This is a genomic window from Corynebacterium sp. UMB2355A (assembly GCF_033877495.1).
Taxonomy (GTDB): Bacteria; Actinomycetota; Actinomycetes; order Mycobacteriales; family Mycobacteriaceae; genus Corynebacterium; species Corynebacterium pseudogenitalium.
The window spans coordinates 1,590,273-1,611,727 of sequence record NZ_CP138855.1; the positions used below are offsets into that span (position 1 = coordinate 1,590,273).

Genomic DNA, 21,455 nt, shown 5'->3' on the forward strand with positions numbered 1-21,455 from the left:
TCACCTACAGCCGGGACAGTAGCTCTTCCTGCACCTTGCGGCGCGACAGCTTGCCCAGCTGGTCCTTCGGCAGTTCTTCGAAGTGGTAGAAGGTGCGCGGCACCTTGTAGCGGGTGAGGTTCTTGCGCGCGAAGTCCTTCAGGCCCTCCGGGTCGAGCGGGGCGCCGTCGCGAAGCGTCACGCAGGCGACGACGTCCTCGGAGCCGTCCTCGCGCGGGCGGCCGACGACGGCGACGTCCACGACGTCCGGGTGGGTGCGCATGACCGTTTCCACCTCGGCGGGGTAGACGTTGAAGCCGCCGGTGATGATGAGCTCCTTGAGGCGGGAAACGAGCTTGATGAAGCCGTCCTCCTCCATGACGCCGAGGTCGCCAGTGCAGAACCAGCCATCGTGGAAAGCCTGCTCGGTGGCTTCCTTGTTGTTGAGGTAGCCGGAGAAGACCTGCGGGCCGCGGGCGAGGATTTCGCCGGGCTCGCCGTAGGGCATGTCCTCGTCCAGGTTGTCGGGGTTGACGATGCGGATCTCGGTGTCGGGGAAGGGGATGCCGATGTAGCCCGCGCGGCGGTCCGCGGTGCCCGGGTTGCCGATCAGGATTGGGAGGTCTCGGTCAGACCGTAGCCTTCGACGAGGTGGCCGTGGGTGACGCGCTCCCACGCCTCAATCGTCTCGACGGGCAGGGAGGCCGCGCCCGAAAACCCGGTGTTGACACCGTTGATGTTGAGGCCTTCGTTGTTGGCGGCGTCGATAATTCGCTCGAACACGGTGGGCACGCCGGGGATGAAGGTGGGCTTGAACTTCTTGATGGAGCTCATGACAAGGTCCATCTTTGGCGCCGGGAGCAGGTCAACCTCGGAGCCGATGAGCACCGTGAGCGTCAGCGAGAACGTCAGCCCGTAGGCATGGAAGAACGGCAGGGTGGCCAGCATGCGCTGCTGCGAATCGGACTGCAGATCCTTGACCCAGGCGACGCCCTGCCACGCGTTGGCGTGCAGGTTCTTGTGCGTGAGCACCGCGCCCTTGGGCTCGCCGGTGGTGCCGGAGGTGTAGAGGATGAGTGCTGGGTCGTCGGGGGCGATGTCCGCCTCGGTGGCGAGGTCGTCGCCCTCGCCGCCGATGGCGGAGCCAAGCAGCGTCTCCCACGGCACCGTCTTGAGCACCGTGTTGGAGCTTTGCACAGTGAGCTGCTCGCGCGCCTTGCGGATCTTCGCGATCGGGATGCGCAGGGCGAGCTGCTGCAGCTTCGGCATCGCCTTGGTCATGTCGACGGAGATGACCGTCTCCAGGTCCGTGGTGGTGCGCAGCGCCTCGAGGGTGTCCGCCGCCTTGTCCCACGCGATGGCCACTCGGGCACCGTGGTTCTGGAACTGCGGGCGAAGCTCGTTGGCGGTGTACAGCGGGTTGTGCTCGACGACGACGCCCCCAAGCTTCTGCACCGCGAAGAAGGCGATGACGTGCTGTGGGCAGTTCGGCAGCAGGATGGCCACGCGGTCGCCCTTGCGCACGCCGAAGGCCTTGAGCCCGGCGGCGGCGCGACGGACTTCCTTGTCCAGCTCGCCGTAGGTCATGGAACGGCCGAAGAACCTGGTTGCTGGCTTGTCTGCGTTGCGTTCCAGATTGTCGTCGTAGATGCCTGGCAGCGTAGTGAACCCGTACTCGAGCGAGTGCGCGGTCCACTCCGGGTAGTACTGCAGCCATGGCTTTGTGGTGTTTGCATCCAAGGTCATGGCCCTACCCTACGCTACCGTAACCTATTGTGTGGGCTGCAGCATGGCCACCAGTTCCTGCTGGACCGCGCGGCGTCGGATCTTGCCGGTCTGGTCCCGGTTCAAGTCCTCGAAATGGTAGAAGGTGCGCGGCACCTTGTAGCGGGTCAGGCGCTGGCGAGCGTGCTCCTTCAACCCTTCCGGGTCGAGCGGGGCACCGTCGCGAAGTGTGACACACGCGACGACGTCCTCGGAGCCGTCCTCGCGCGGGCGGCCGACGACGGCGACGTCCTCGACGTCCGGGTGCGAGCGCACCGCCTCCTCGACCTCGTCCGGGTAGACGTTAAAGCCGCCCGTAATGATGATTTCCTTGATGCGCGCCACCAGACGGATGAAGCCGTCGGGCTCCATGACGGCCATGTCGCCGGTGCGGAACCAGCCGTCGTGGAAGGACTTCTCGGTGGCCTCGTGGTTGTTGAGGTAGCCGGAGAATACTTGCGGGCCGCGCGCGAGCAGCTTGCCGGGCTCGCCGTCGGGCATGGTCTCGCTGGGGTTGTCCGGGTTGGCGATGCGGATGTCGGTGTTCGGGAACGGCACGCCGATGTAGCCGGGGCGTCGGTTGCCGTCGAGCGGGTTGCCGCACAGAATCGGGGAGGTCTCGGTGAGCCCGTAGCCCTCGATGAGCTGCCCGCCGGTCACGCGTTCCCACAGCTCAATGGTGCTTTGCGGCAGGGTTGCAGCGCCGGAGATCGCGCTGTGGAAGGAGGAGAGGTCCACATGCTTTTCGACGGCCCACTCCGCAATCCGCTCGTACAGCAGCGGCACTCCAGGCAGGAGGGTCGGGCGCGTCTTCACGATGGCCTGTTGGTAGAGCTTCGGCTTCGGCGCCGGCACGAGCACCATCTGGCCGGCGACGGTCAGCGGGAACCCGTAGTTCAGGGCCAGGCCGTAGATGTGGAACATCGGCAGGATGGCGAGCACCTTCTCGTTGACGGCGCCCCAATCCTTCACCCACTGTGCGCCGGCGACCAGGACGGAGAGCACGTTCGCGTGGGTGAGCGGCACGCCCTTGGGGGTGCCGGTGGTGCCGGAGGTGTACAGGATGAACGCGGTGTCGGACTGTGCGATGGTCGGCAGGTTCGTTGGTGTGGCGGGCTTCGCCACGAGGGATTCCCACGAGATCGCCTTTGGTGCGGGCTTGTGCAGTTCCTCGCGCTGGCTGCGCACCGACCCGAGCGGGATCTTGAGTGCGAGCTGCAGGTGGCGAGGCATGGCGTCGATAAGGTTGACGGCGATGACGGTCTCGAGCGCCGTCGTCTCCTGCAGTGTGTGGAAGGTCTCGGCCTCCCGGTCGAACACGATGGCCACGCGCGCGCCGTGGTCCAGGAACTGTTTCTCTAGCTCGTAGGCGGTGTAGAGCGGGTTGTGCTCGATGGCGACGGCACCGATGCGCAGGATCGCGGTGATGGCGATGACGTGCTGCGGGCAGTTCGGCAGCGCGATGACAACGCGGTCGCCGGGTGCGACGCCGAGGCGCTGCAGGGTGGCGGCGAGGCGGTTGACCTGCTCGTTGAGGGCTTGGTAGGTGAGTGTTTTGCCCATAAACCAGGTGGCGATGCGGTCCGGGTGGGTGGTCGCGGCGGTATTGAACAGGCTGACGAGGGTGTCGCTGCCGACGATCGGGTGCGGGTCGGTCCATTCGGGGTAGTGCGTAAGCCAGGCTTTGGTTTCGTAGGCGCCCATAAACACTCCTTTTGTTAGCTAGTCGAAAGTAGGTGAGGGAAAGTATAACCTACGGTTTGGTAGGTTTTGCTAGTTTTCCACATCAGGTACGCTCGTGAGCCATTGGGGAAACACAAGGGGGGATTCCATTGACCACATTTTTCGACGCCACCACTGACCTCACACCGCCAACCGGCCTCGACCAAAGCAACCTGGTCGATCCCGTCAAAGCACCACCAAAACAGGGCTGGCGCAAACTTGTCCACAGCGCCAGCCGCGGCCGCATCAACCCGGGGCGCTCCCGCGCCCAAGCCGAACGCGACGAACTCATCGACGCCATCCGCGCACCCCTGCGCGGCGACTACCGGATTGCCGTCATGTCGCTGAAAGGGGGCGTCGGCAAGACAACAACGACCATTGCCCTCGGCGGCGTCTTCGCCGAAACCCGCGGCGACCGCGTCATCGCCATCGACGCCAACCCGGACCTCGGCACGCTCGCGCAACGCGCCACCGCCAACTCGCCCGCCACCATCCGCGACCTCCTGCTCGCACAGGACACCTCGCGGTACCCGCAGGTCCGGGCGTTCACCAACCAGGCCAGCTCACGCCTCGAAGTCATCGGCTCCGAACGCGACCCGGCCGTCAGCGAAGCCTTCTCCGAACTCGACTACCGCAAAGCCATCGACATCCTGCAACACCACTACAACGTCATCCTCACCGACTGCGGCACCGGCCTCATGCACTCCGCAATGGCCGGCGTCCTCGACCTCGCCAACGCGCTCGTCCTGGTCACCTCACCAGCCCTCGACGGTGCCCAATCCGCCGCAGCCACCCTCGACTGGCTCAGCCTCCACGGCTACGACCAGCTCGCCTCCAACGCGGTCGTCGTCATCAGCGCGGGCGCGCCGGGTAAACCCACCATTGATATGGAGCGGCTCACCGAGCACTTCGCCGCCCGTACCCGCGCCGTCCACGCCATCCCATACGACCGTCACCTCGCCGAAGGTGCCGTCGTCGATATGGACCGCCTCGCGCCCGACACTCTGCGTGCCTACCAGCAGCTCGCCGCGACCGTCGCAGCGGACTTCGGGTCGTGGCACCGCCACGCGGTGATGTAATACGCTGGCGGGCATGCGCGTCGCCATGATTTCAATGCACACCTCGCCCCTCGAACAGCCCGGCATCGGGGACGCCGGGGGGATGAACGTGTACATCCTCAATATCGCCCAGCAGCTCGCGCGCCAGGGCATCGAAGTCGACGTGTTCACCCGCGCCACGCGCCCCAGCCAGTCACAAATCGCCGAGGTCGAGCCGGGCTTCCGGGTCATCCACATCGTCGCCGGCCCCTACGAAGGCCTCCCCAAAGAGGAGCTGCCCACGCAGCTCGCCACGTTCGCCGGCGGCATCGTGCAGTTCTGCCGAATTTACGACGCCCACTACGACATCATCCACGCCCACTACTGGCTCTCCGGCCAGGTCGGCTGGCTGCTTGCCGAACTTAGCGACGTCCCCCTCATCTACACCGGCCACACCTGGGCCGCCGTCAAAAACGCCTACGCATCCGGTGCCGAAAGCTCCGAAAGCGAAGCCCGCCGCATCTGCGAACAACAACTCGTGGACAACGCCGACCGCCTCGTGGTCAACACCGAAGACGAAATCACCGAACTGTCCCGCCACTACGACGTCGACCCCGCCAAAATTGCCGTGGTCACCCCCGGCGCCGACACCGAGCTCTACACCCCCGGCACCAACCGCAACACCGAAATGTCACGCCGCCACCTCGGCATCCCCGTCCACGCCAAAGTGGTCGCCTTCGTCGGCCGCCTCCAAGAATTCAAAGGTCCGCAGGTGCTCATCCGGGCCATCGGCCAACTCGTTCGCGACGGCGTCGACTACCCCCTGCGCGTCCTTATCTGCGGCGGCGCCTCCGGTGGCGGAGTGAGCGTCGATACGTATCAGCGCCTCGCCGAGGAAGAAGGCGTGGGCCACATCGTGCGCTTCCTCGGGCCGCGACCGCCGCAGGAACTCGTGAACGTCTACCAAGCCGCCGACATCGTCGCCGTGCCCAGCTACAACGAATCGTTCGGCCTCGTCGCCGTCGAAGCCCAAGCCACCGGCACTCCTGTCGTCGCGGCAGCCGTCGGCGGCCTGCCGATCGTCATCGCCGATGGCGAAACCGGCACCCTCGTCCCCAGCCACGACCCCGCCGACTGGGCCAACGCCATCGGTGAGCTCCTCGGTGACGACGACACCCGCATCGCCATGGGCCAAGCCGCCGTCGCCCAAGCCAGCAAGTTCAGCTGGCGCGAAAGCGCCCACGACCTCACCGGCATCTACCAGGACACCCTCGACCACTTCGACCGCGGCCTCTGCGACCGGAAAGCCATCGGGAGCTAGTCGCGTGTTTTTGGGGGGGTGCGCACCAAATTCGATGTTTTCGTTCTAGTGCTGGCGCGTTTCCCCAGTTCACCGGCGCTGCGTGAAGGAATGTGGTGTCACCCCAGCAGACCCGAGTGCCAAAGGACGCAACCCACTTTTCGCGACCTGGGCGTTTGCCGGAATCGGCGGACAGGATTGCGTCCTTTGGCACTGGCTCCCCAATCTATGCACCAAATTCGATGTTTTCGTTTTAGCGTTGGTGCGTTGTCCCAGGTCGCCGACGTTGCGTGAAGGAATGTGGTGTCCCCCAGCCGCCCCGGATTACCGCCCGAGCGCCTCCACAGCCGCGGCCGCGCCCCACTTGCCGAGCTGCTGCGCGTGGTGATCGACCGCACCGGAGACGTCGGCGGCGAGGCGTTGCGCCTGCTCAACGGTGCGGACCTGGCCGGCGCGCTGGGCGGCAACGTCGGCGTCGCGTTGGGCGGCGGTGACGGCCTCGTCGAAGCCCTGCTTGCCGGTCTTGCGCGGTTTCAGTTCGGGGTTGTCCTGCATGATCTGGCCCATCAATGCCCCTTGCTCCTGATTGAGCGGGGTGAAGTCGGCGTGGGGCGCGGTGGAATCGGGGAGTGTGAAGGCTTCGTTGACCTTGCCGTCGGGGACGTTGAAGGCGTCTTCGATGATGCGATCAGCACGCTGGGCTTTGCCGAGAGGCCCTATGCCCATGGAGCTGACGCCGAGGACGGCGCCGTCGCAGGGGTCGTAGTTGATGCCGCCGGAGTCGCCGTGTTCGTAGCGCAGGCCCCAGGAGTAGATGCTGTTGCGGGAGCGGGCGAGCTGGTGGCCGCAGGTGCGGCCGGTGGTGGCGCCGTCTTTGCAGATGGGCTGGCCGAAGTTGGAGGTGTCGAAGTAGTTGTAGGGCAGGTTGCGGGTGTCCTGGATGTAGCGCAGTTCGCGAGGTGCGCCGTGGGCGTGGCCGTTGGCGTCGCGGGAGAAGGACATGCGGGTGGCCGGGGCGTCGGGGGCGGCGGTGACGACGCCCCAATCCGGGGTGTTGACGGTGTCCCAGAAGAACTGTGAGGGGAGGTAGACGTCGGCGTAGTCGGTGGAGGGCTTGAGTTTGGTTGGGGTGCCGATGGGGCGGTAGCTGGCGTCGATAGGTACTTCGACGCGGTGGGTGCGCATGACGTCGGTGGGTTCGTTGTCGACACCCTCGGAGAGGTCGAAGCAGTGGCCGGCGGTGAGCATGACGAGCTGGCCGTTGATGGTGCCGCTGAAGCCTTGGGAGCAGGACGCGGCGCTGGCGTGTTCGGGGATGGAAATTGTGTGATTGCCCACTCGTATTGTGGTCGGTGGTTGCTCTGGGAGGACACGAAATGGTGCCCCAGGTGCGAGAAGTGCGACGGAGAGCGTGGCGGCGACGGCGTTGGCGTGGATCATGAGACCCAACCTTAAAGAAAAATCATACGATTCGTGGCATGATTGGTGCCATGACGAATGGAAAGTTGATTCTTGTCCGTCACGGACAAAGTGAATGGAACAAGTCCAACCAGTTCACCGGCTGGGTCGATGTCAATCTGACTGAGCAGGGTGAGCAGGAAGCCGTCAACGCCGGTAAGTTGATGGCAGAAAAGGGCGTGCTGCCGGACATCGTGTTCACGTCGCTGCTGCGTCGTGCGATCCGCACCGCGAACATCGCGCTGAACGCTGCGGACCGTCACTGGATCCCAGTTGTGCGTAACTGGCGCCTCAACGAGCGTCACTACGGCAAGCTGCAGGGCCTGAACAAGGCCGAGATCCGTGAGGAGTACGGCGAGGAGCAGTTCATGAGCTGGCGCCGTTCCTACGACACTCCGCCACCAGAAATCGACGCCGACAACGAGTACTCCCAGACCGACGACGTGCGTTACGCGTTCCTCCCAGAGGTCCCTCGCACGGAGTGCCTGAAGGACGTTGTGGAGCGCTTCCTGCCGTTCTACATCGACGTCATCCTGCCTGAGGTTCTCGACGGCAAGACGGTCATGCTGGCTGCGCACGGTAACTCGCTGCGCGCGCTGGTGAAGTACCTGGACAACATCTCCGACGATGACATTGCTGGTCTGAACATCCCGACCGGCATGCCGTTGGTCTATGAGATTGACAGCAAGGGCAAGGTGCTCAACCCAGGCGGCACGTACCTCGATCCGGAGGCGGCTGCGGCAGGTGCTGCTGCGGTTGCTAACCAGGGCCAGAAGTAAGTAGCCACATTGTCCCCGCTACTGGCGTTTTTAGGGGGCGTAGTTCTCGCAGCGCTTGCTGCACCGTTGGTGCGGCGGGCGCTGCGTTGGCGTTTACGCAACCGGGTTGATGGTGGTTCGGATTCCCGTAGGGCGGCCACGATTAGTGAGGTGCTGCAGTTGGCGGTGCAGGGCTCGCCGACGGGGATTGCGGTGATGAACCAGGAGGGCAAGGTGCTGCTCTCGAACGCGAGGGCGCACGATATGTCGCTGGTGTATGACCGCACGGTGCAGCCGGAGGTGTGGGAGACCGCCCAGCAGGTTTTTGAAGATCAGGAGACGCACGTCCTTGACCTTGACCTGCCGATTCGTGCGACGGGGTCCCGCATTCGGAACGTGCGCGTGGTGGTCAAACCGCTGACGCTGACGGAGAACTCCTACGTGATTGCTTACAGCACGGACGAGTCGGAGAACGTGCGGATGGAGCACGCGCGCCGCGACTTCGTGGCGAACGTCTCGCACGAGCTGAAGACGCCGGTTGGCGGGATGGCGCTGCTCGCGGAGGCGCTGCTGCAGGACCCGGATGACCCGGAGATGGTGGACTACTTCGGCACGAAGGTGCTGAAGGAGGCCCACCGGATGGGCGACATGATCACGGACCTGATTTCGCTGTCGAAGCTGCAGGGTGCGGAGGCGTTGCCTGAGATGTCGCCGGTGAGCCTCGACGAGGTGATTGACGACGCCATCACTCGCAATCACGTCACCGCCGAGGGCCGCAACATCGACCTGATCCGTGGGGAACCCACGGGGATCACGGTGATGGGGGACCAGTCCCTGCTGACGTCCGCGGTGAGTAACCTGGTGTCGAACGCCATTAACTACTCGCCGGACGGCCAGCCGGTGAGTATTACGCAGCAGGTGCGTATGTCCGGGAAGCAGAAGGTGGCGCTTGTGCGCGTCACTGACCGCGGGATCGGGATTGCACTGGAGGATCAGAAGCGCGTGTTTGAGCGTTTTTACCGCGTCGATAAGGCGAGGTCGCGCTCGACTGGGGGGACTGGCCTAGGTTTGGCCATCGTGAAGCATGTGGCGCAAAACCACGGGGGTACTATCAGAGTGTGGTCGCGCCCGGGGACCGGGTCGACTTTCACGCTCGAGTTGCCGATGTAGCTTTTGCAGGAGGGTTTCCCTAACCGTGTCTACGAAAATCCTGATCGTTGAAGATGAAGAGTCCCTGGCGGATCCGCTGTCGTATCTGCTGGAAAAGGAGGGCTTTTCCACGGTGTGGGCGGCCGACGGCCCCGCGGCGCTTGAGGCGTTCGAGGCCAACGACGTCGACCTTGTCCTGTTGGACCTGATGCTGCCGGGCATGAGCGGCACGGATGTGTGCCGGAAGCTGCGCGCGAGTTCGTCGGTGCCGATCATTATGGTCACGGCGCGCGATTCGGAGATCGATAAGGTGGTGGGCCTCGAGCTCGGCGCGGATGACTACGTGACCAAGCCGTACTCTACCCGCGAGCTCATCGCGCGCATCCGGGCGGTGCTGCGCCGCGGCGGGGAGTCGGCGGCGGAGGAAAAGGACGAGCCGAGCCGCGACGTACTCATCGGCGGCCGCGTCACCATGGACGTCGAGCGCCACAGCGTGCTTGTCGACGGCCAACCAGTCCGCATGCCGCTCAAGGAGTTCGACCTCCTGGAGTACCTGATGCGCAACGCCGGCCGGGTGCTTACGCGTTCCCAGCTCATCGACATGATCTGGGGCGCGGACTACGTCGGCGACACCAAGACCCTGGACGTGCACGTCAAACGGTTGCGTTCGAAGATTGAGGAGGAGCCGTCGAAGCCGAAGCAGCTGGTGACGGTGCGCGGCCTGGGCTACAAGTTCGAGGCCTGATCGCTAGCCGGGTGCGTGGTCTTCGCCTCACGCGGGAGTTTCGCGCGGGCGGCGCAGTGCGCGGCGAGGACCTCGTAGGGCTTCTCGCCAATGAGCTGCTGTAGCTCCTGCTTCATCGACTGCCACACGGGTGTACCGCCGGTGTGGCAGGCGGGCGCGTCGGTGCACCACCAGTCGAAGTCTTCGCCGCCGCCACCCCACTGGCGCCGGTCGTACTCGCCGATGGTGGTGCGCAGGATCTTGGCCGTCGGCGCGTTCCTCCCAGGAGTCCTCCCGGGAAAACGGCACTTGCCAGCACACTTCCGGCTTGGAGCCGATGATGTTGCGGCCCTCCGCCATCGCCCACTGGTGCAGGGAGCAGCCCGGGCCGGTCTCGGCGCCGTTGCGGTTGGCGAAGATGCAGGCGCCATCCACCACGCGCGTCTTGATGTGTGGGCCGTCGTCCTCTTCTTCGGTGTCGTCCCATTCCAGCCAGGGCTCCAGGATGGTGGGGTCGGCGGCCGCGATGTAGGAATCGACGTCGCGGGGGCGCAGCTGCCAGTACTTCGCAGGCATCTCGGCGACCGCATTATAGAGGTCATCCCGGTCCGTTTCGTCGGAGAGGTACGCGCCGTGGATGCAGCAGCCGACAACGGAGAAGTCCTCATCAATCCCGTGGCACTGCGGGGTGCCAAACCGGCAGGACCAGGTGGATTCCACCCACGTCAGGTCGATGCTGAAGTAGTGCAGCGGGTCCTCCGGGTGCATGAACACGAACCATTCGCGGGGGAAGTCGGTGGGCACTTCGCGTCCCGCGAGGATCGAGCGGCCGGCGGGGGATTCGGCGGGGAATCCGAGAAAAACTGGTTGATTCACACCAACACACCGTAGACGCACTACGCTGAGGGTGTGCGATTAGGTGTATTAGACGTAGGCAGTAATACGGTGCATCTCGTGGGGGTAGATGCCCGCAGCGGTGGCCGCCCCACCCCGATGAGTGACTGGAAGCAGCCGCTCCGGCTCGTCGAACTCCTCGACGACGAGGGCAATATTGAACCTCGGGGCGTCGACAAGCTTGTCGACGCCGTGGGGGAAGCCGCAGGTCTAAGCAGCAAGCTGAAGTGCGAAGAGTTCCTCGCCTTTGCGACGTCCGCCGTGCGCTCGGCAACGAACTCCGAGGAAGTGCTCAAGAAGGTTGAGAAGAAAACCGGCGTGCGCCTCGAAGTCCTCTCCGGCGAGGAGGAGGCGCGGCTGACGTTCCTCGCGGTGCGCCGCTGGTACGGGTGGTCCGCCGGGCGCATCACCAACCTGGACATCGGCGGCGGCTCCCTGGAAATGTCCACCGGCACCGAAGAAAGCCCCGACCTGGCCGTGTCCCTCGACCTGGGCGCCGGGCGGCTCACCCACGAGTGGTTCGAATCCGACCCGCCCGAGCGCAAAAAGATCAACCTTTTGCGCGACTACATCGACGCTGAACTCGCCGGGCCCGCCCGCGAGTTCCACGCGCTGGGGGAGGCGGGGCTGGCCGTCGGCACCTCGAAGACGTTCCGCTCCCTCGCTCGGCTAACCGGCGCTGCACCCTCCTCAGCTGGGCCTTTCGTGAAGCGAACCCTCACCGCGCCGGGCCTGCGCCAGCTCATCGCGTTCATCTCCCGCATGACCGCAGCCGACCGTGCGGAGCTCGAAGGCATCAGCGCCGACCGCTCCCACCAGATCGTTGCGGGTGCCCTAGTTGCAGAGGCTGCCATGCGAGCGCTTAAGCTTGATAAGTTAGAGATCTGTCCATGGGCGCTACGAGAAGGCGTGATCCTCCGTTGGATCGACCAAGGGCATGACTTAGGAGATGACGAAGGAGACAACGACTGATGTCTGAGGACAAGCAGCTGACGGTTGCGGAGCTCCTCGCCCGGGCCCAGAAAACCAACCCGGACGTGGGTAAGCGTCCCCGCCGACGCCGCAGCTTGGAGGAAGGCGGCGTCTCGGTCGCGGAGCTGACCGGCTCCTTCAAGGCTGTCGACGCCCGCCCGGCCGAAGCGAAGCACTCCAGCGTGCCACTCGACGCACCAGCCGAACCCGCACCGGCGAAGCCTGCTGCTGAAAAGGCAGAGCCCGCAGCTGAGAAACCCGCAGCAAAGCCTGCTGCAAAGCCTGCGGCTCCGGCCGAGAAGCCGGTTGACCCGCCCGCGCCTGCGCCTGCCGCGCAGGACAGCCCTTCCGAGGACGAAACGACGCAGATCCGCGTCGTGGAGGACACCAACGAGCCAGTGCAGCGCACCAAGCCTGAGGCGGCGCCGAAGCCGGCTGAGAAGCCCGCCGAGGAAGACGCGCTCGACCTCTTCGACGATGAGCATGCTGAGGATGTGGACGTCGAAAAGGCTGAAGCCGCCGAGGTCGCCGAAATCGATGACGACGGCGCCGTCAACCCCATCATGCTGGTGCTCTTCGTGTTCATCGGCGTGGTTCTGGGCGTGCTCGGGTTCATGCTGTTCAGCTGGATCTGGGCGAACCTGGCAACCGCACTCGCAGCCATCCTGGGCGCCGCCGCTGTTGCGGGCGTCGTCTTCGGTGTGCGCGCGATGCACACTGGCCGCGATGGTCTGACCATGACGCTCGCGGGCGTTGCCGCCCTGGTCATGGCGTTCGGCCCGGCCCTGCTCTAAGGGCGTTTTCCACCACAGTGCCCCCGTGGCGCTAGTGTGTGGTGCATGGAAAAAATCGCAATCATTGGCGTTGGCAATATCGGCGAGGCCCTGCTGCAGGGGCTGATCGCCTCCCAGGTCGAACCGCACCACCTCATTGCCACCTGCCGCTCCGAAGAGCGCGTGGCGGCGCTCGCCGAGCGCTACGCCATCCAGGCCACGACGGACAACGTCGAGGCCGCCGCCGACGCCGACGTTGTCTTCCTGTGCGTCAAACCCAACCAGATCATTGACGTGATCGGGGAGATCGCGGAGACCGTCGCGAGCAACTCGGTGCCCACCGTGCTCGTCTCGATGGCAGCCGGCGTCGACATCGCCGACATGGAAGAGGCCATCTCGTCCGCGGGCACCCCCATCATGCGCGTGATGCCCAATACCCCGATGCTCGTGGGCAAGGGCGTGCTCGCCGTCTCCGCCGGCCGCTATGTGGAAGACGAGCAGCGGGAGGCCGTCGAAAAGCTGTTGACGTCCGCGGGCCGCGTCGTCGCCGTCCCCGAAAAGGCAATGCACGCCGTCACCGCGCTCTCGGGCTCGGGGCCCGCCTACTACTTCCTGCTCACCGAAGCACTTATCGACGCCGGCGTTGCCCTCGGACTGCCCCGGGACCTCGCTACGGAACTGGCCACCCAAACCTGCGCCGGCGCCGGAGCGCTCCTGGACCAGCACCCCGACCCCGTTGGCCTGCGTGCCGCCGTCTCCTCACCGGGCGGCACCACCGTCGCCGCAATCCGGGAACTCGAGGAGTCCGGCCTACGCGCCGCGATCTACCGCGCCACCGACGCCTGCGCGACGCGCTCCGAAGCTTACTGAGCCGATTGCGCCGGTTGCGCCGGTTGTGCCGGTTGTGCCACAGCAGTCACCGCTTTCACACCAGATACGGGGTGTTTCTCCAGGCACTTTGAAAAATTATCGGCACATGAGTCGCATTAGGCCCAGTGTTCACGATAAGGTTGTTTGAAGCACGTGCGTGTTTCGTCCTGCAGGAGGGGAAGCCTGCAGCGCGACCGTGCTGAAGGGTTTATGAATTAATGGCAAATGAAGATAAAGGCAAGTTCTTAACCGTCGCTGAAGTCGCCGAAATTATGCGCGTCTCCAAGATGACGGTCTACCGCTTGTTGCACTCGGGTGAGCTGCCGGCAGTACGCGTCGGCCGCTCCTTCCGCGTCAACGAAACGGCGGTCAGTGAGTACCTCGAGTCCTCCGTGTACGACGTCGGATAAATAGCACTCACCTTGCCCGAACCTTTTTGAGTGCCAAACACCTTGGTTGTATGCTTACACCCATTGCGTACACCACGAGTGGATGCTGGCACGTCAAGAACGTACTACGAAGAAACGAGGAAACCTTATGGGTTCAGTGATTAAGAAGCGCCGCAAGCGTATGTCCAAGAAGAAGCACCGCAAGATGCTTCGTCGCACGCGTGTTCAGCGTCGTAAGCTTGGCAAGTAAGCTTTTGCAGCGCCCGCACCACATGGTTGGAGCGGGCGTTTTTTCATGCGTGTGGCTCGCGCTCCATACCGGTGAGCGAGCGAATTAGCCTGGGGAAATGCGGTTGTGGGCGTGGCTAAAACCCAAATGGTAGTAACAGGATTGTAGTAATCCCCGTTTTGGCTCCCTTTTCGAGGATTACTACATTCCTGTTACTACACTTTGCAGGTCAGGCGGGTGTTCGGGCGGGTGGACTACCCCGAAATTGCGAAAAGTTCCTCGGATTTCTGTGATCGCGGGAACTTTCTTTGTGGACAGTCGTTGCGACCTGCAGAAACGTAACCGTTGGTCGACCGGAACCGGCCCAAACCGCAAAATGGTTCCCGGGCGCGGGAATGAACTTTTTGATGTGGGTGGAGGTTGGGGCACGAAACACCTGAACGGTGTTCAATTGCGGTCTACACTGATGCGTACTTACAACACGTCCCCGCACTGAACGGAGCGCATTACCATGACTGACATCCTCGACATCGCACGCGAAAAAGCCCTTGAGCGGGGCGAAGGCCTGAACAAGGAAGAGCTCGTGCAGATCCTCACCATCGAGGACGATCGCCTGACGGAACTGCTCGACCTTGCCCATCAGGTTCGCATCAAGCACTGTGGTGTCGACGTCTCCCTTGAGGGCATCATCTCCCTGAAGACTGGCGGCTGCCCCGAGGACTGCCACTTCTGCTCCCAGTCCGGCCTGTTTGAGTCCCCGGTCCGTGCCGTCACCCTGAATATCGACGAGCTCGTGGAGGCCGCGAAGCAGTCCGAGAAGATGGGCGCCTCCGAGTTTTGTATTGTCGCCGCCGTGAAAGGCCCGACGCAGGACCTGCTGGACCAGGTCGCGGCGGCGGTGACTGCCATTCGGGAGGAGGTGGACATCTCTATTTCTGCCTCGCTTGGCATTCTGACCCGTGAACAAGCGCGCCAACTCGCGCAGATGGGCGTGTCCCGCTATAACCACAACTTCGAAACCGCTGAATCCTTCTTCCCGAACGTGGTCACCACCCACACTTGGCAGGAGCGCAAAGACACTCTCGAGCACGTGCTCGCTGAGGGGATGGAGACCTGCTGTGGCGGGATCATTGGTCTGGGGGAGACGATTGAGCAGCGGGCTGAGTTCGCCACCCAGCTCGCCGAGATCCAACCACACGAAGTGCCGATGAACTTCCTCGACCCTCGCCCCGGCACCCCGTTCGCCGACCGGCCACTCGTCCCGCAGGGGGAGGCGCTTCGGGCCGTCGCCGCGTTCCGCTTGGCTATGCCCACCACCCAGCTCCGCTTCGCCGGTGGCACCGAGCTCGCCCTTGGCGACGACGGCACCGAAGCCGGCCTGATGGGCGGCGCGAACGCCATCATCGGCGGTAATTACCTGACCACGTTTGGCCGTCCGATAGAGAAGGACCGCGACGCCGTGGACCGCGTCCTCGACGGGAGCTCTCGGCCGCGCATCAACCTGGGCATTACACCCGTCGGCCAGAAGGTGAACTCCGGCCACGGCATCCTCTACGACACGATCAAGTCACTCTGATGCGCATTCCAGACAACACCGATCTTGCCGACGCCATCCTCTCCGGCGACATCGCCTGGCCTCTCGACCCGGCCCGCCCCTACGACGCGCCACGTATCTGCCCGCTGTGTCAGCGGCGGATGGTGGTGAAGATTTCGCCGATGGCGTGGTCGGCGGCGTGTTCCCGCCACGGATTGCTGCGTTCGGAGTGGCTTGAGCGGTGATGCCCGCACCAAATTCCCTCATTCAATTTCAGCGACCTGGGCTTTTTCAGATTCGCTCGCGAAAAAATAGGAATTTGGTGCCACGCGTGCTCGAGATGACACCAAATTCCCTCCCGCGTCCTAGGCGACCTGGGGAAACGTCCTAGCTCCCTCCCGACGCTAGGGGAAACCAGGAATTTGGTGCAGGGGTCCTAAGAACTATCGTCGACGCAGCGCCACCACGCCAGCCGCGACACCGGCAGCGAGCGCGCCGCCCGCCAGAGCGCCGAGGGCCGGGAGCATGTACCGGCGTAGGGAGCGGTAGTCCTCGATGGTCCAGCCTTGGCCTGTCGCGTAGCGGCGAAGTGCGCGGTCCGGGTTGATGGCGACGGGGTTGCCGACCATGGAGAGCATCGGCAGGTCGTTGATGCTGTCGGAGTAGGCGGTGCACTTTGCCAGGTCGAGCTTCTGGATGGCAGCCAGTGCGGCGACGGCGTGTTGCTTGCCGGGGCCGTGGAGGATGTCGCCGACGAGGCGGCCGGTGAACTTGCCGTCTTCCTCTTCGGCGACGGTGCCGAGGGCACCGGTGAAGCCGAGGCGTTCCGCGAGCGCCTGGCCGATTTGGACCGGGGTGGCGGAGACCAGCCAGACTTGTTGGCCTTGGGCGATGTGGCGGGACGCGGCGTCGATAGTTGATTGGTAGGTCTTGTCGAGCATTTGGCGGTCGACGATTTCGGCGCAGAGCTCTTTGAGCTGCTCGACGTTCTTGCCTTTGACTACTTGGAGGGCCTGCTCGCGGCCTTTGGCGATGTCTTTGGCGCTTTCGGAGCCGGAGACGCGGTAGCGGATTTGCTTGGTCAGGGCGGGCAGGAGCTCGCGAAGGGTGATGAAGCGCTGCTTGGCCAAGCCTTTGGCCAGCAGGATGAGCGAGGAGCCCTGGATGAGGGTGTTGTCGATGTCGAAGAACGCGGCCGCCTCGGTGTCTTGGGGGACGTCGGGGTCGGGCTGGGTGATTTTCTCCCGGCCGGCGGTTTTGAAGGCGCCGCCGACGGAGTCGACGCCGGTGGCGAATTCTTCGATGCTGATGCCGAAGGTTTCTTCGATGGCGGCGGCTGCGGCGGCGTTACCGGCAGTGCGCTGGGATTCGGCGTCGAGAGGTGGGAGGGCAACTTCTTCGAGGAAGCGGCGAAGGTTGCCTTGGGTGAGTGACCATTGGGCCAGGAGTTCTTTGTGGTCGGACATTGCCAGCGAGCCTTTCACCGTGTGGCAGACGTGATAGCTTGTATCGTAAACAAGATTGGCGGAGAGATGAAACAGGTTGAACTGATGGTGCGCGCTACCTGCGGGTCGTGCGAGCGGGTGGCCGCGCAGATCGCCCCGGTGGTCGAGCAGTGCGGCGCGCAGCTCACGCTTGTAGATGTCGACGCCTCTCCGTCGCTCAACGCCGAGTTCGGGGATCGCGTCCCGGTTGTGGTGATTGATGGGGACGAGTTCGCGTGTTGGGAAGTGGATAACGCGGACCTGGCCGAGGCGCTGTCAGAGTGACGCGCTATCCTTTGGTTTGATTCACGGCTGACTGGAGGGATTGAGTGAGTGTTCTCGTTGTAGGGATGTCGCACCGCTCGGCGCCCGTTGCGTTGTTGGAACGCTTGAGTATGGATGATGCGGTGCAGCATTCGGCGGCGTCGGCGCTGGTGGAGCGCCCGTCGTTGTCTGAGGCGATGATCATTTCGACGTGTAACCGGCTGGAGGTGTACACGGTTGCCAACGCGTTCCATGCGGGTGTGCAGGATGTGTTGGCGGTGCTGGCGGAGGTCTCCGGGGTGAGTGAGGCGGAGCTGCGCGGCTACCTGTACGTGCGGTATTCGGACGCGGCTGCGGAGCACTTGTTGACGGTCGCCTCCGGCCTGGATTCCATGGTGGTGGGGGAGCAGCAGATCATCGGGCAGGTGCGTACCGCGTATACGCACGCGGCGGAGCAGGGCACGGTGGGCCCGGCGTTGCATTCGTTGGCGCAGTCGGCGTTGCATACGGGCAAGCGTGTGCATACGGAGACGTCGATTGATGATGCCGGCGGCTCGATGGTGACTTTCGCGCTGGATACGGCGATGGAGACGATGGGGGTGGACACGCTGGAGGGCCAGACTGCGCTGGTGTTGGGGGCTGGTGCGATGAGCTCGTTGGCGGCGACGCATTTGGGCAAGAGGGGCGTCGATAAGTTGATTATTGCGAACCGCACTCGCTCGCGTGCGGAGCGGTTGGCGGAGCATGCCCGGGAGGCCGGGGTGGCTGCGGAGGTCGTGGACTTTAATGCGCGCGCGGGGGCGTTGGGGCGTGTGGATATTACGGTGTCGGCGACGGCGTCAGATGGGTTCACCATTTCGGGCGAGGACATCTCGGGGCCGACGATGCTGATTGACTTGTCGCTACCGCGCGATATTGACAATTCGGTACTGGAGCACGACGGCGTGCACTTGATCAACATCGAGTACCTGCACGAGCAGCTGCACAACGCAGACTCGGAGGACTCGAAAGCGCTGCAGGCCGCAGAGGCAATCGTGGCCGAGGAGGTGCAGGCGTTTAGCTCCGAGCAGCGGGTGCGCGAGGTGGCGCCGGCGGTGGCGCAGCTGCGCCGGATTGGCGCGGAGATTTCGGAGGAGGAGCTGGCGCGGCTGCGCAAGCGTCTTCCTGACCTGGGTGAAGAGGACTTCCAGCAGGTGGCGCGGTCGGTGAAGCGTGTGGTGGATAAGCTGCTGCATAAGCCGACGGTGAAGATTAAGGAGCTGGCGGCGAGCTCGGACTCGATTAGCCTGGAGACCGCCGTTGAGGAACTGTTTGGGGTGCGCCCCGTGTCGGCCGCTACTGATATGGACCGGTTGCCGAGTCCCGACGAATTGAAGTTGAAGGAGTCGTAATTTACATGCTGAAAATTGGTACGCGGGGTTCGCACTTGGCCACGACGCAGGCGGGGCATATGCGTGATGCCCTGATCGCGCACGGGTACCCGTCTGAGCTGCACATTGTGAAAACTGCCGGGGATGTTTCCCACGCGCCGGTGGAACGCATCGGCGTCGGCGTGTTTACGTCTGCGCTTCGCGACGCCCTCTTCGACGGCGAGGTGGACGTCGCCGTGCACTCCTTCAAGGACTTGCCGACGGCCCCAGAGCCCCGCACCTACCTGATCGTTCCGGAGCGCGAAGACCACCGCGAGGCACTCATCGCCCGCGACGGCCTGACGCTGGACACGCTGCCGAAGGGCGCGAAGGTGGGCACCTCGGCGCCGCGCCGTGTTTCCCAGCTGCGCGCGCTGCGTCCTGACCTGGAGATCCTCCCGCTGCGAGGCAACATTGAGACGCGCATGGGCCGGGTGGAAAGCGGCGAGATGGACGCGATTGTCCTGGCGTATGCGGGCTTGGTCCGTGGTGGGTTCGCGGACCGCGCCACCCAAGTCTTCGATGCTGAGGTGTTCATGCCCGCCCCGGCGCAGGGTGCGCTGGCGGTGGAGTGCCGCGTCGACGACACCGCGCTGCGTGAGGGCCTGGACAAGCTGTTGGACGCGGATTCTTTTGCGTGCGCGGCGGCGGAGCGTCAGGTGCTGGCGACTTTGGAGGCAGGCTGCACGGCCCCGGTTGCGGCGCACGCGACCATCGCTGACGGCACCATTACCTTGCGGGCGGGGGTATTCGCCCTGGATGGCTCCAAGCAGCTGATTGAGGAGGCTTCAGGTAAGGACGCCCGTGAGCTGGGAACACAGCTTGCGCAGACGCTGATTGGCCGCGGGGCGGCAGAGATTATGCAATAAGTTTTCAGACTGGTTTTGAAACAGGTTTTGAAACACGGCGTATGCAAATTAAGGTGTAACTACCATACGTCCAATCGTCTCGGTGTATAGGGGTCCCTTTGGGGCTCGCTGTACGCCGGGACACTTCTTTACGCCTTATACAAGACCAGAAAAGACCATTTTGATGACACTGCCCTCAATCACTCCCCAGCCGGGGAAGGTGATCTTCGTCGGTGCCGGACCTGGCAATCCCGATTTGCTGACGATTCGCGCTCGCCAGGTGATGGAACGCAATTCTATCGCGTTGGTGGAACCGGATGTTCTTGAGGGTGTCCGAAATGTTCTTGCCGCAGCGTGCGCGGTGCCGCAGGAGAAGATCGACGCTGCTGAGGCGCAGTACGAGGCGATGTGTGCGGAGGCGAAGGCCTCGGGGGCGCGGCGCCGCCCGCCGAAGCCTGCGGACCCGACCGCGGCTGAGGTTGAAGAGGTGCCGCTTGGCACGGACGATATTGTTGCGCGGTTGCGCTCGGCGCTGCAGGCGGCGGCCGAGGTGATCCGCAAGGGGGATGACGGTGACGGGGATGTGATCCGTCTGGTCAGCGGGAACCCGCTGACGCGCGATGCCGTGCGGGAGGAGATCGCCGCGGTGGCGGCCGCCGGCCTGGAGTTCCAGATTGTGCCGGGGATGTCGCTGCCGTCGACGGTACCGTCCTTTGCAGGTATCGCGCTTGGTTCAACGTATACGGAAGCAGATCTGGCGAACGGGCCGGTGGACTGGGACCAGTTGTCGCAGGCGCCGCAGCCGTTGGTGTTGCAGGCGGTGCGCGAGCAGCTGCCGGAGATGGCGTCGCAGTTGATGCAGCGCGGGTTCCCGGGTGAGCTGGCGTGCAGCGTCACGGCCAACGGAACGACGCGGCTGCAGCGCACGGTCGATGCGACCCTGGAGGCCCTGGCAACCATGGACTCGGTGACGGCGGATCTGCCTGGTTCTTTGGTGGTGACGCTCGGTACTGTGAATGATGATCGATCGAAGTTTTCGTGGTGGGAAAACCGTCCTTTGTACGGGTGGCGTGTGCTGGTGCCGCGTGCGAAGGAGCAGGCGGAGGCGATGAGCAGCCGCCTGGCGTCGTACGGGGCGATCCCGCAGTCGGTGCCGACGATTTCTCTGGAGCCGCCGCGCAACCCGGCGCAGATGGACCGCGCGATTAAGGGGATCGTGGAGGGTCGCTACCAGTGGGTGGTGTTCACCTCGACGAACGCGGTGCACGCGGTGTGGAAGAAGTTCGAGCAGCTTGGCTTGGACGCCCGCGCGTTCGCGGGTGTGCACCTGGCGGCGGTCGGCCGCAAGACGGCGGAGGCGCTGCGCGCGCTAGGGATGAGCCCGGAGCTGCTGCCGCACCGCACGAAACAGAACGCCGCTGGCCTGGTGGAGGTGTTCCCCGAGTACGTGGAGGACATCGACCCGGTCTCGCGGGTGCTGCTGCCACGGGCGGACATCGGAACGAACGTGCTGGTGGATGGCCTGATTGAGAAGGGCTGGGACGTCGAGGACGTCGTGGCCTACCGCACGGTGCGCGCGGCCCCGCCAGCTCCTGAGGTGCGCGACATGATCAAGACCGGCGGGTTTGACGCAGTCTGCTTCACGTCCGGCTCGACGGTGCGCAATCTGGTTGGCATCGCGGGTAAGCCGCACCAGCGCACGATCATCGCGTGCATCGGCCCAATGGCGGCTGAGGCAGCGCGCGAGCAGGGGCTGCGTGTCGACGTCGTACCAGAGGTTGCGGACGTGCCGTCGCTGGTGGACGCGCTTGCCGAGCACGTCGCTGCCCTGCGGGCAGCTGGGGAGCTGCCGCCGCCGCGGAAGAAGCGGAGGGCGCGTCGGAAACCGGCGTTATGAT

The 21,455-nt window shown here is 64.4% G+C and carries 19 protein-coding genes and 2 pseudogenes; 16 read left to right on the forward strand and 5 right to left on the reverse strand.

The features are described from left to right. Nucleotides 1-4: 4 nt before the first annotated feature. A pseudogene (locus R0V12_RS07370) lies at nucleotides 5-1,719 on the reverse strand (long-chain-fatty-acid--CoA ligase). A 30-nt stretch (nucleotides 1,720-1,749) separates the two neighbouring features. Next, a complete protein-coding gene (locus R0V12_RS07375) occupies nucleotides 1,750-3,447 on the reverse strand; it encodes a long-chain-fatty-acid--CoA ligase (protein WP_320072404.1) in 1,698 nt (565 codons plus the stop codon). A gap of 128 nt (nucleotides 3,448-3,575) precedes the next feature. On the opposite strand from R0V12_RS07375, the gene R0V12_RS07380 reads away from it, so the two are divergent. Both R0V12_RS07380 and mshA read left to right on the forward strand, forming a co-directional pair. Beyond that, nucleotides 3,576-4,544 (forward strand): MinD/ParA family ATP-binding protein, encoded by a 969-nt coding sequence (locus R0V12_RS07380; protein ID WP_070363214.1) that lies wholly within the window; start codon nucleotides 3,576-3,578, stop codon nucleotides 4,542-4,544. A 13-nt stretch (nucleotides 4,545-4,557) separates the two neighbouring features. Then, the gene (gene mshA, locus R0V12_RS07385) at nucleotides 4,558-5,823 is read left to right on the forward strand and encodes a D-inositol-3-phosphate glycosyltransferase (RefSeq protein ID WP_320072405.1); all 1,266 of its coding nucleotides are present in this window, start codon (nucleotides 4,558-4,560) and stop codon (nucleotides 5,821-5,823) included. 303 nt (nucleotides 5,824-6,126) lie between these two features. Here mshA and R0V12_RS07390 read toward each other — a convergent pair whose 3' ends face one another. Continuing rightward, nucleotides 6,127-7,242 carry a chymotrypsin family serine protease gene (locus R0V12_RS07390; RefSeq protein ID WP_320072406.1) on the reverse strand — a complete coding sequence of 372 codons (1,116 nt, stop codon included), beginning with the start codon at nucleotides 7,240-7,242 and terminating at the stop codon, nucleotides 6,127-6,129. A 50-nt stretch (nucleotides 7,243-7,292) separates the two neighbouring features. Between R0V12_RS07390 and R0V12_RS07395 the strand changes: the two genes are divergently transcribed. The 3 genes from R0V12_RS07395 to R0V12_RS07405 are packed head-to-tail and all read left to right on the forward strand — an operon-like array spanning nucleotide 7,293 to nucleotide 9,912. Further along, nucleotides 7,293-8,039 (forward strand): phosphoglyceromutase, encoded by a 747-nt coding sequence (locus R0V12_RS07395; RefSeq protein ID WP_071566638.1) that lies wholly within the window; start codon nucleotides 7,293-7,295, stop codon nucleotides 8,037-8,039. A 9-nt stretch (nucleotides 8,040-8,048) separates the two neighbouring features. Then, nucleotides 8,049-9,188, forward strand: coding sequence for a sensor histidine kinase (locus R0V12_RS07400; protein WP_083329444.1), 1,140 nt, complete (start codon nucleotides 8,049-8,051; stop codon nucleotides 9,186-9,188). Nucleotides 9,189-9,213: 25 nt separating this feature from the next. Beyond that, nucleotides 9,214-9,912 carry a response regulator transcription factor gene (locus R0V12_RS07405; RefSeq protein WP_070477372.1) on the forward strand — a complete coding sequence of 233 codons (699 nt, stop codon included), beginning with the start codon at nucleotides 9,214-9,216 and terminating at the stop codon, nucleotides 9,910-9,912. On the opposite strand, the pseudogene R0V12_RS07410 reads toward R0V12_RS07405, so the two are convergent. Then, a pseudogene (locus R0V12_RS07410) lies at nucleotides 9,894-10,767 on the reverse strand (DUF3109 family protein). The gene R0V12_RS07405 and the pseudogene R0V12_RS07410 overlap by 19 nt on opposite strands. A 33-nt stretch (nucleotides 10,768-10,800) precedes the next feature. On the opposite strand from R0V12_RS07410, the gene R0V12_RS07415 reads away from it, so the two are divergent. The 7 genes from R0V12_RS07415 (at nucleotide 10,801) to bsaP (ending at nucleotide 15,797) form a co-directional block, all read left to right on the forward strand. Further along, complete coding sequence (locus R0V12_RS07415; RefSeq protein ID WP_070477374.1) at nucleotides 10,801-11,757, forward strand: Ppx/GppA family phosphatase; 957 nt, start codon at nucleotides 10,801-10,803, stop codon at nucleotides 11,755-11,757. Further along, entirely contained in the window at nucleotides 11,757-12,551 is a 795-nt protein-coding gene (locus R0V12_RS07420; RefSeq protein ID WP_320072407.1) for a hypothetical protein, read from the forward strand. The genes R0V12_RS07415 and R0V12_RS07420 overlap by 1 nt, the downstream gene beginning before the upstream one ends. Before the next feature lie 45 nt (nucleotides 12,552-12,596). Next, on the forward strand, nucleotides 12,597-13,400 hold the full coding sequence (proC, locus tag R0V12_RS07425) for a pyrroline-5-carboxylate reductase (RefSeq protein WP_070477378.1): 804 nt from the start codon (nucleotides 12,597-12,599) through the stop codon (nucleotides 13,398-13,400). Between the two features lie 218 nt (nucleotides 13,401-13,618). Beyond that, nucleotides 13,619-13,810 (forward strand): helix-turn-helix domain-containing protein, encoded by a 192-nt coding sequence (locus R0V12_RS07430; RefSeq protein ID WP_070363204.1) that lies wholly within the window; start codon nucleotides 13,619-13,621, stop codon nucleotides 13,808-13,810. A gap of 127 nt (nucleotides 13,811-13,937) precedes the next feature. Then, nucleotides 13,938-14,039, forward strand: a complete 102-nt coding sequence (locus R0V12_RS07435; protein WP_003855542.1) for a 30S ribosomal protein bS22 — start codon at nucleotides 13,938-13,940, stop codon at nucleotides 14,037-14,039. 490 nt (nucleotides 14,040-14,529) lie between these two features. Next, nucleotides 14,530-15,594, forward strand: coding sequence for a biotin synthase BioB (bioB, locus tag R0V12_RS07440; protein WP_320072408.1), 1,065 nt, complete (start codon nucleotides 14,530-14,532; stop codon nucleotides 15,592-15,594). After that, nucleotides 15,594-15,797, forward strand: a complete 204-nt coding sequence (gene bsaP / locus R0V12_RS07445) for a biotin synthase auxiliary protein BsaP (protein ID WP_070363202.1) — start codon at nucleotides 15,594-15,596, stop codon at nucleotides 15,795-15,797. The genes bioB and bsaP overlap by 1 nt, the downstream gene beginning before the upstream one ends. Before the next feature lie 198 nt (nucleotides 15,798-15,995). Here bsaP and R0V12_RS07450 read toward each other — a convergent pair whose 3' ends face one another. Beyond that, nucleotides 15,996-17,018 (reverse strand): HAD-IB family hydrolase, encoded by a 1,023-nt coding sequence (locus R0V12_RS07450; RefSeq protein ID WP_256006064.1) that lies wholly within the window; start codon nucleotides 17,016-17,018, stop codon nucleotides 15,996-15,998. 66 nt (nucleotides 17,019-17,084) lie between these two features. Between R0V12_RS07450 and R0V12_RS07455 the strand changes: the two genes are divergently transcribed. From R0V12_RS07455 to R0V12_RS07470, 4 genes are all read left to right on the forward strand, one after another. Then, nucleotides 17,085-17,321, forward strand: a complete 237-nt coding sequence (locus R0V12_RS07455) for a glutaredoxin family protein (protein ID WP_070363200.1) — start codon at nucleotides 17,085-17,087, stop codon at nucleotides 17,319-17,321. Between the two features lie 44 nt (nucleotides 17,322-17,365). Further along, nucleotides 17,366-18,691, forward strand: a complete 1,326-nt coding sequence (locus tag R0V12_RS07460; protein WP_320072409.1) for a glutamyl-tRNA reductase — start codon at nucleotides 17,366-17,368, stop codon at nucleotides 18,689-18,691. A 5-nt stretch (nucleotides 18,692-18,696) separates the two neighbouring features. After that, nucleotides 18,697-19,578 (forward strand): hydroxymethylbilane synthase, encoded by an 882-nt coding sequence (gene hemC / locus R0V12_RS07465; RefSeq protein ID WP_070477387.1) that lies wholly within the window; start codon nucleotides 18,697-18,699, stop codon nucleotides 19,576-19,578. A gap of 163 nt (nucleotides 19,579-19,741) precedes the next feature. Then, nucleotides 19,742-21,454 carry a bifunctional uroporphyrinogen-III C-methyltransferase/uroporphyrinogen-III synthase gene (locus tag R0V12_RS07470; protein WP_320072410.1) on the forward strand — a complete coding sequence of 571 codons (1,713 nt, stop codon included), beginning with the start codon at nucleotides 19,742-19,744 and terminating at the stop codon, nucleotides 21,452-21,454. Nucleotide 21,455: the final 1 nt, after the last annotated feature.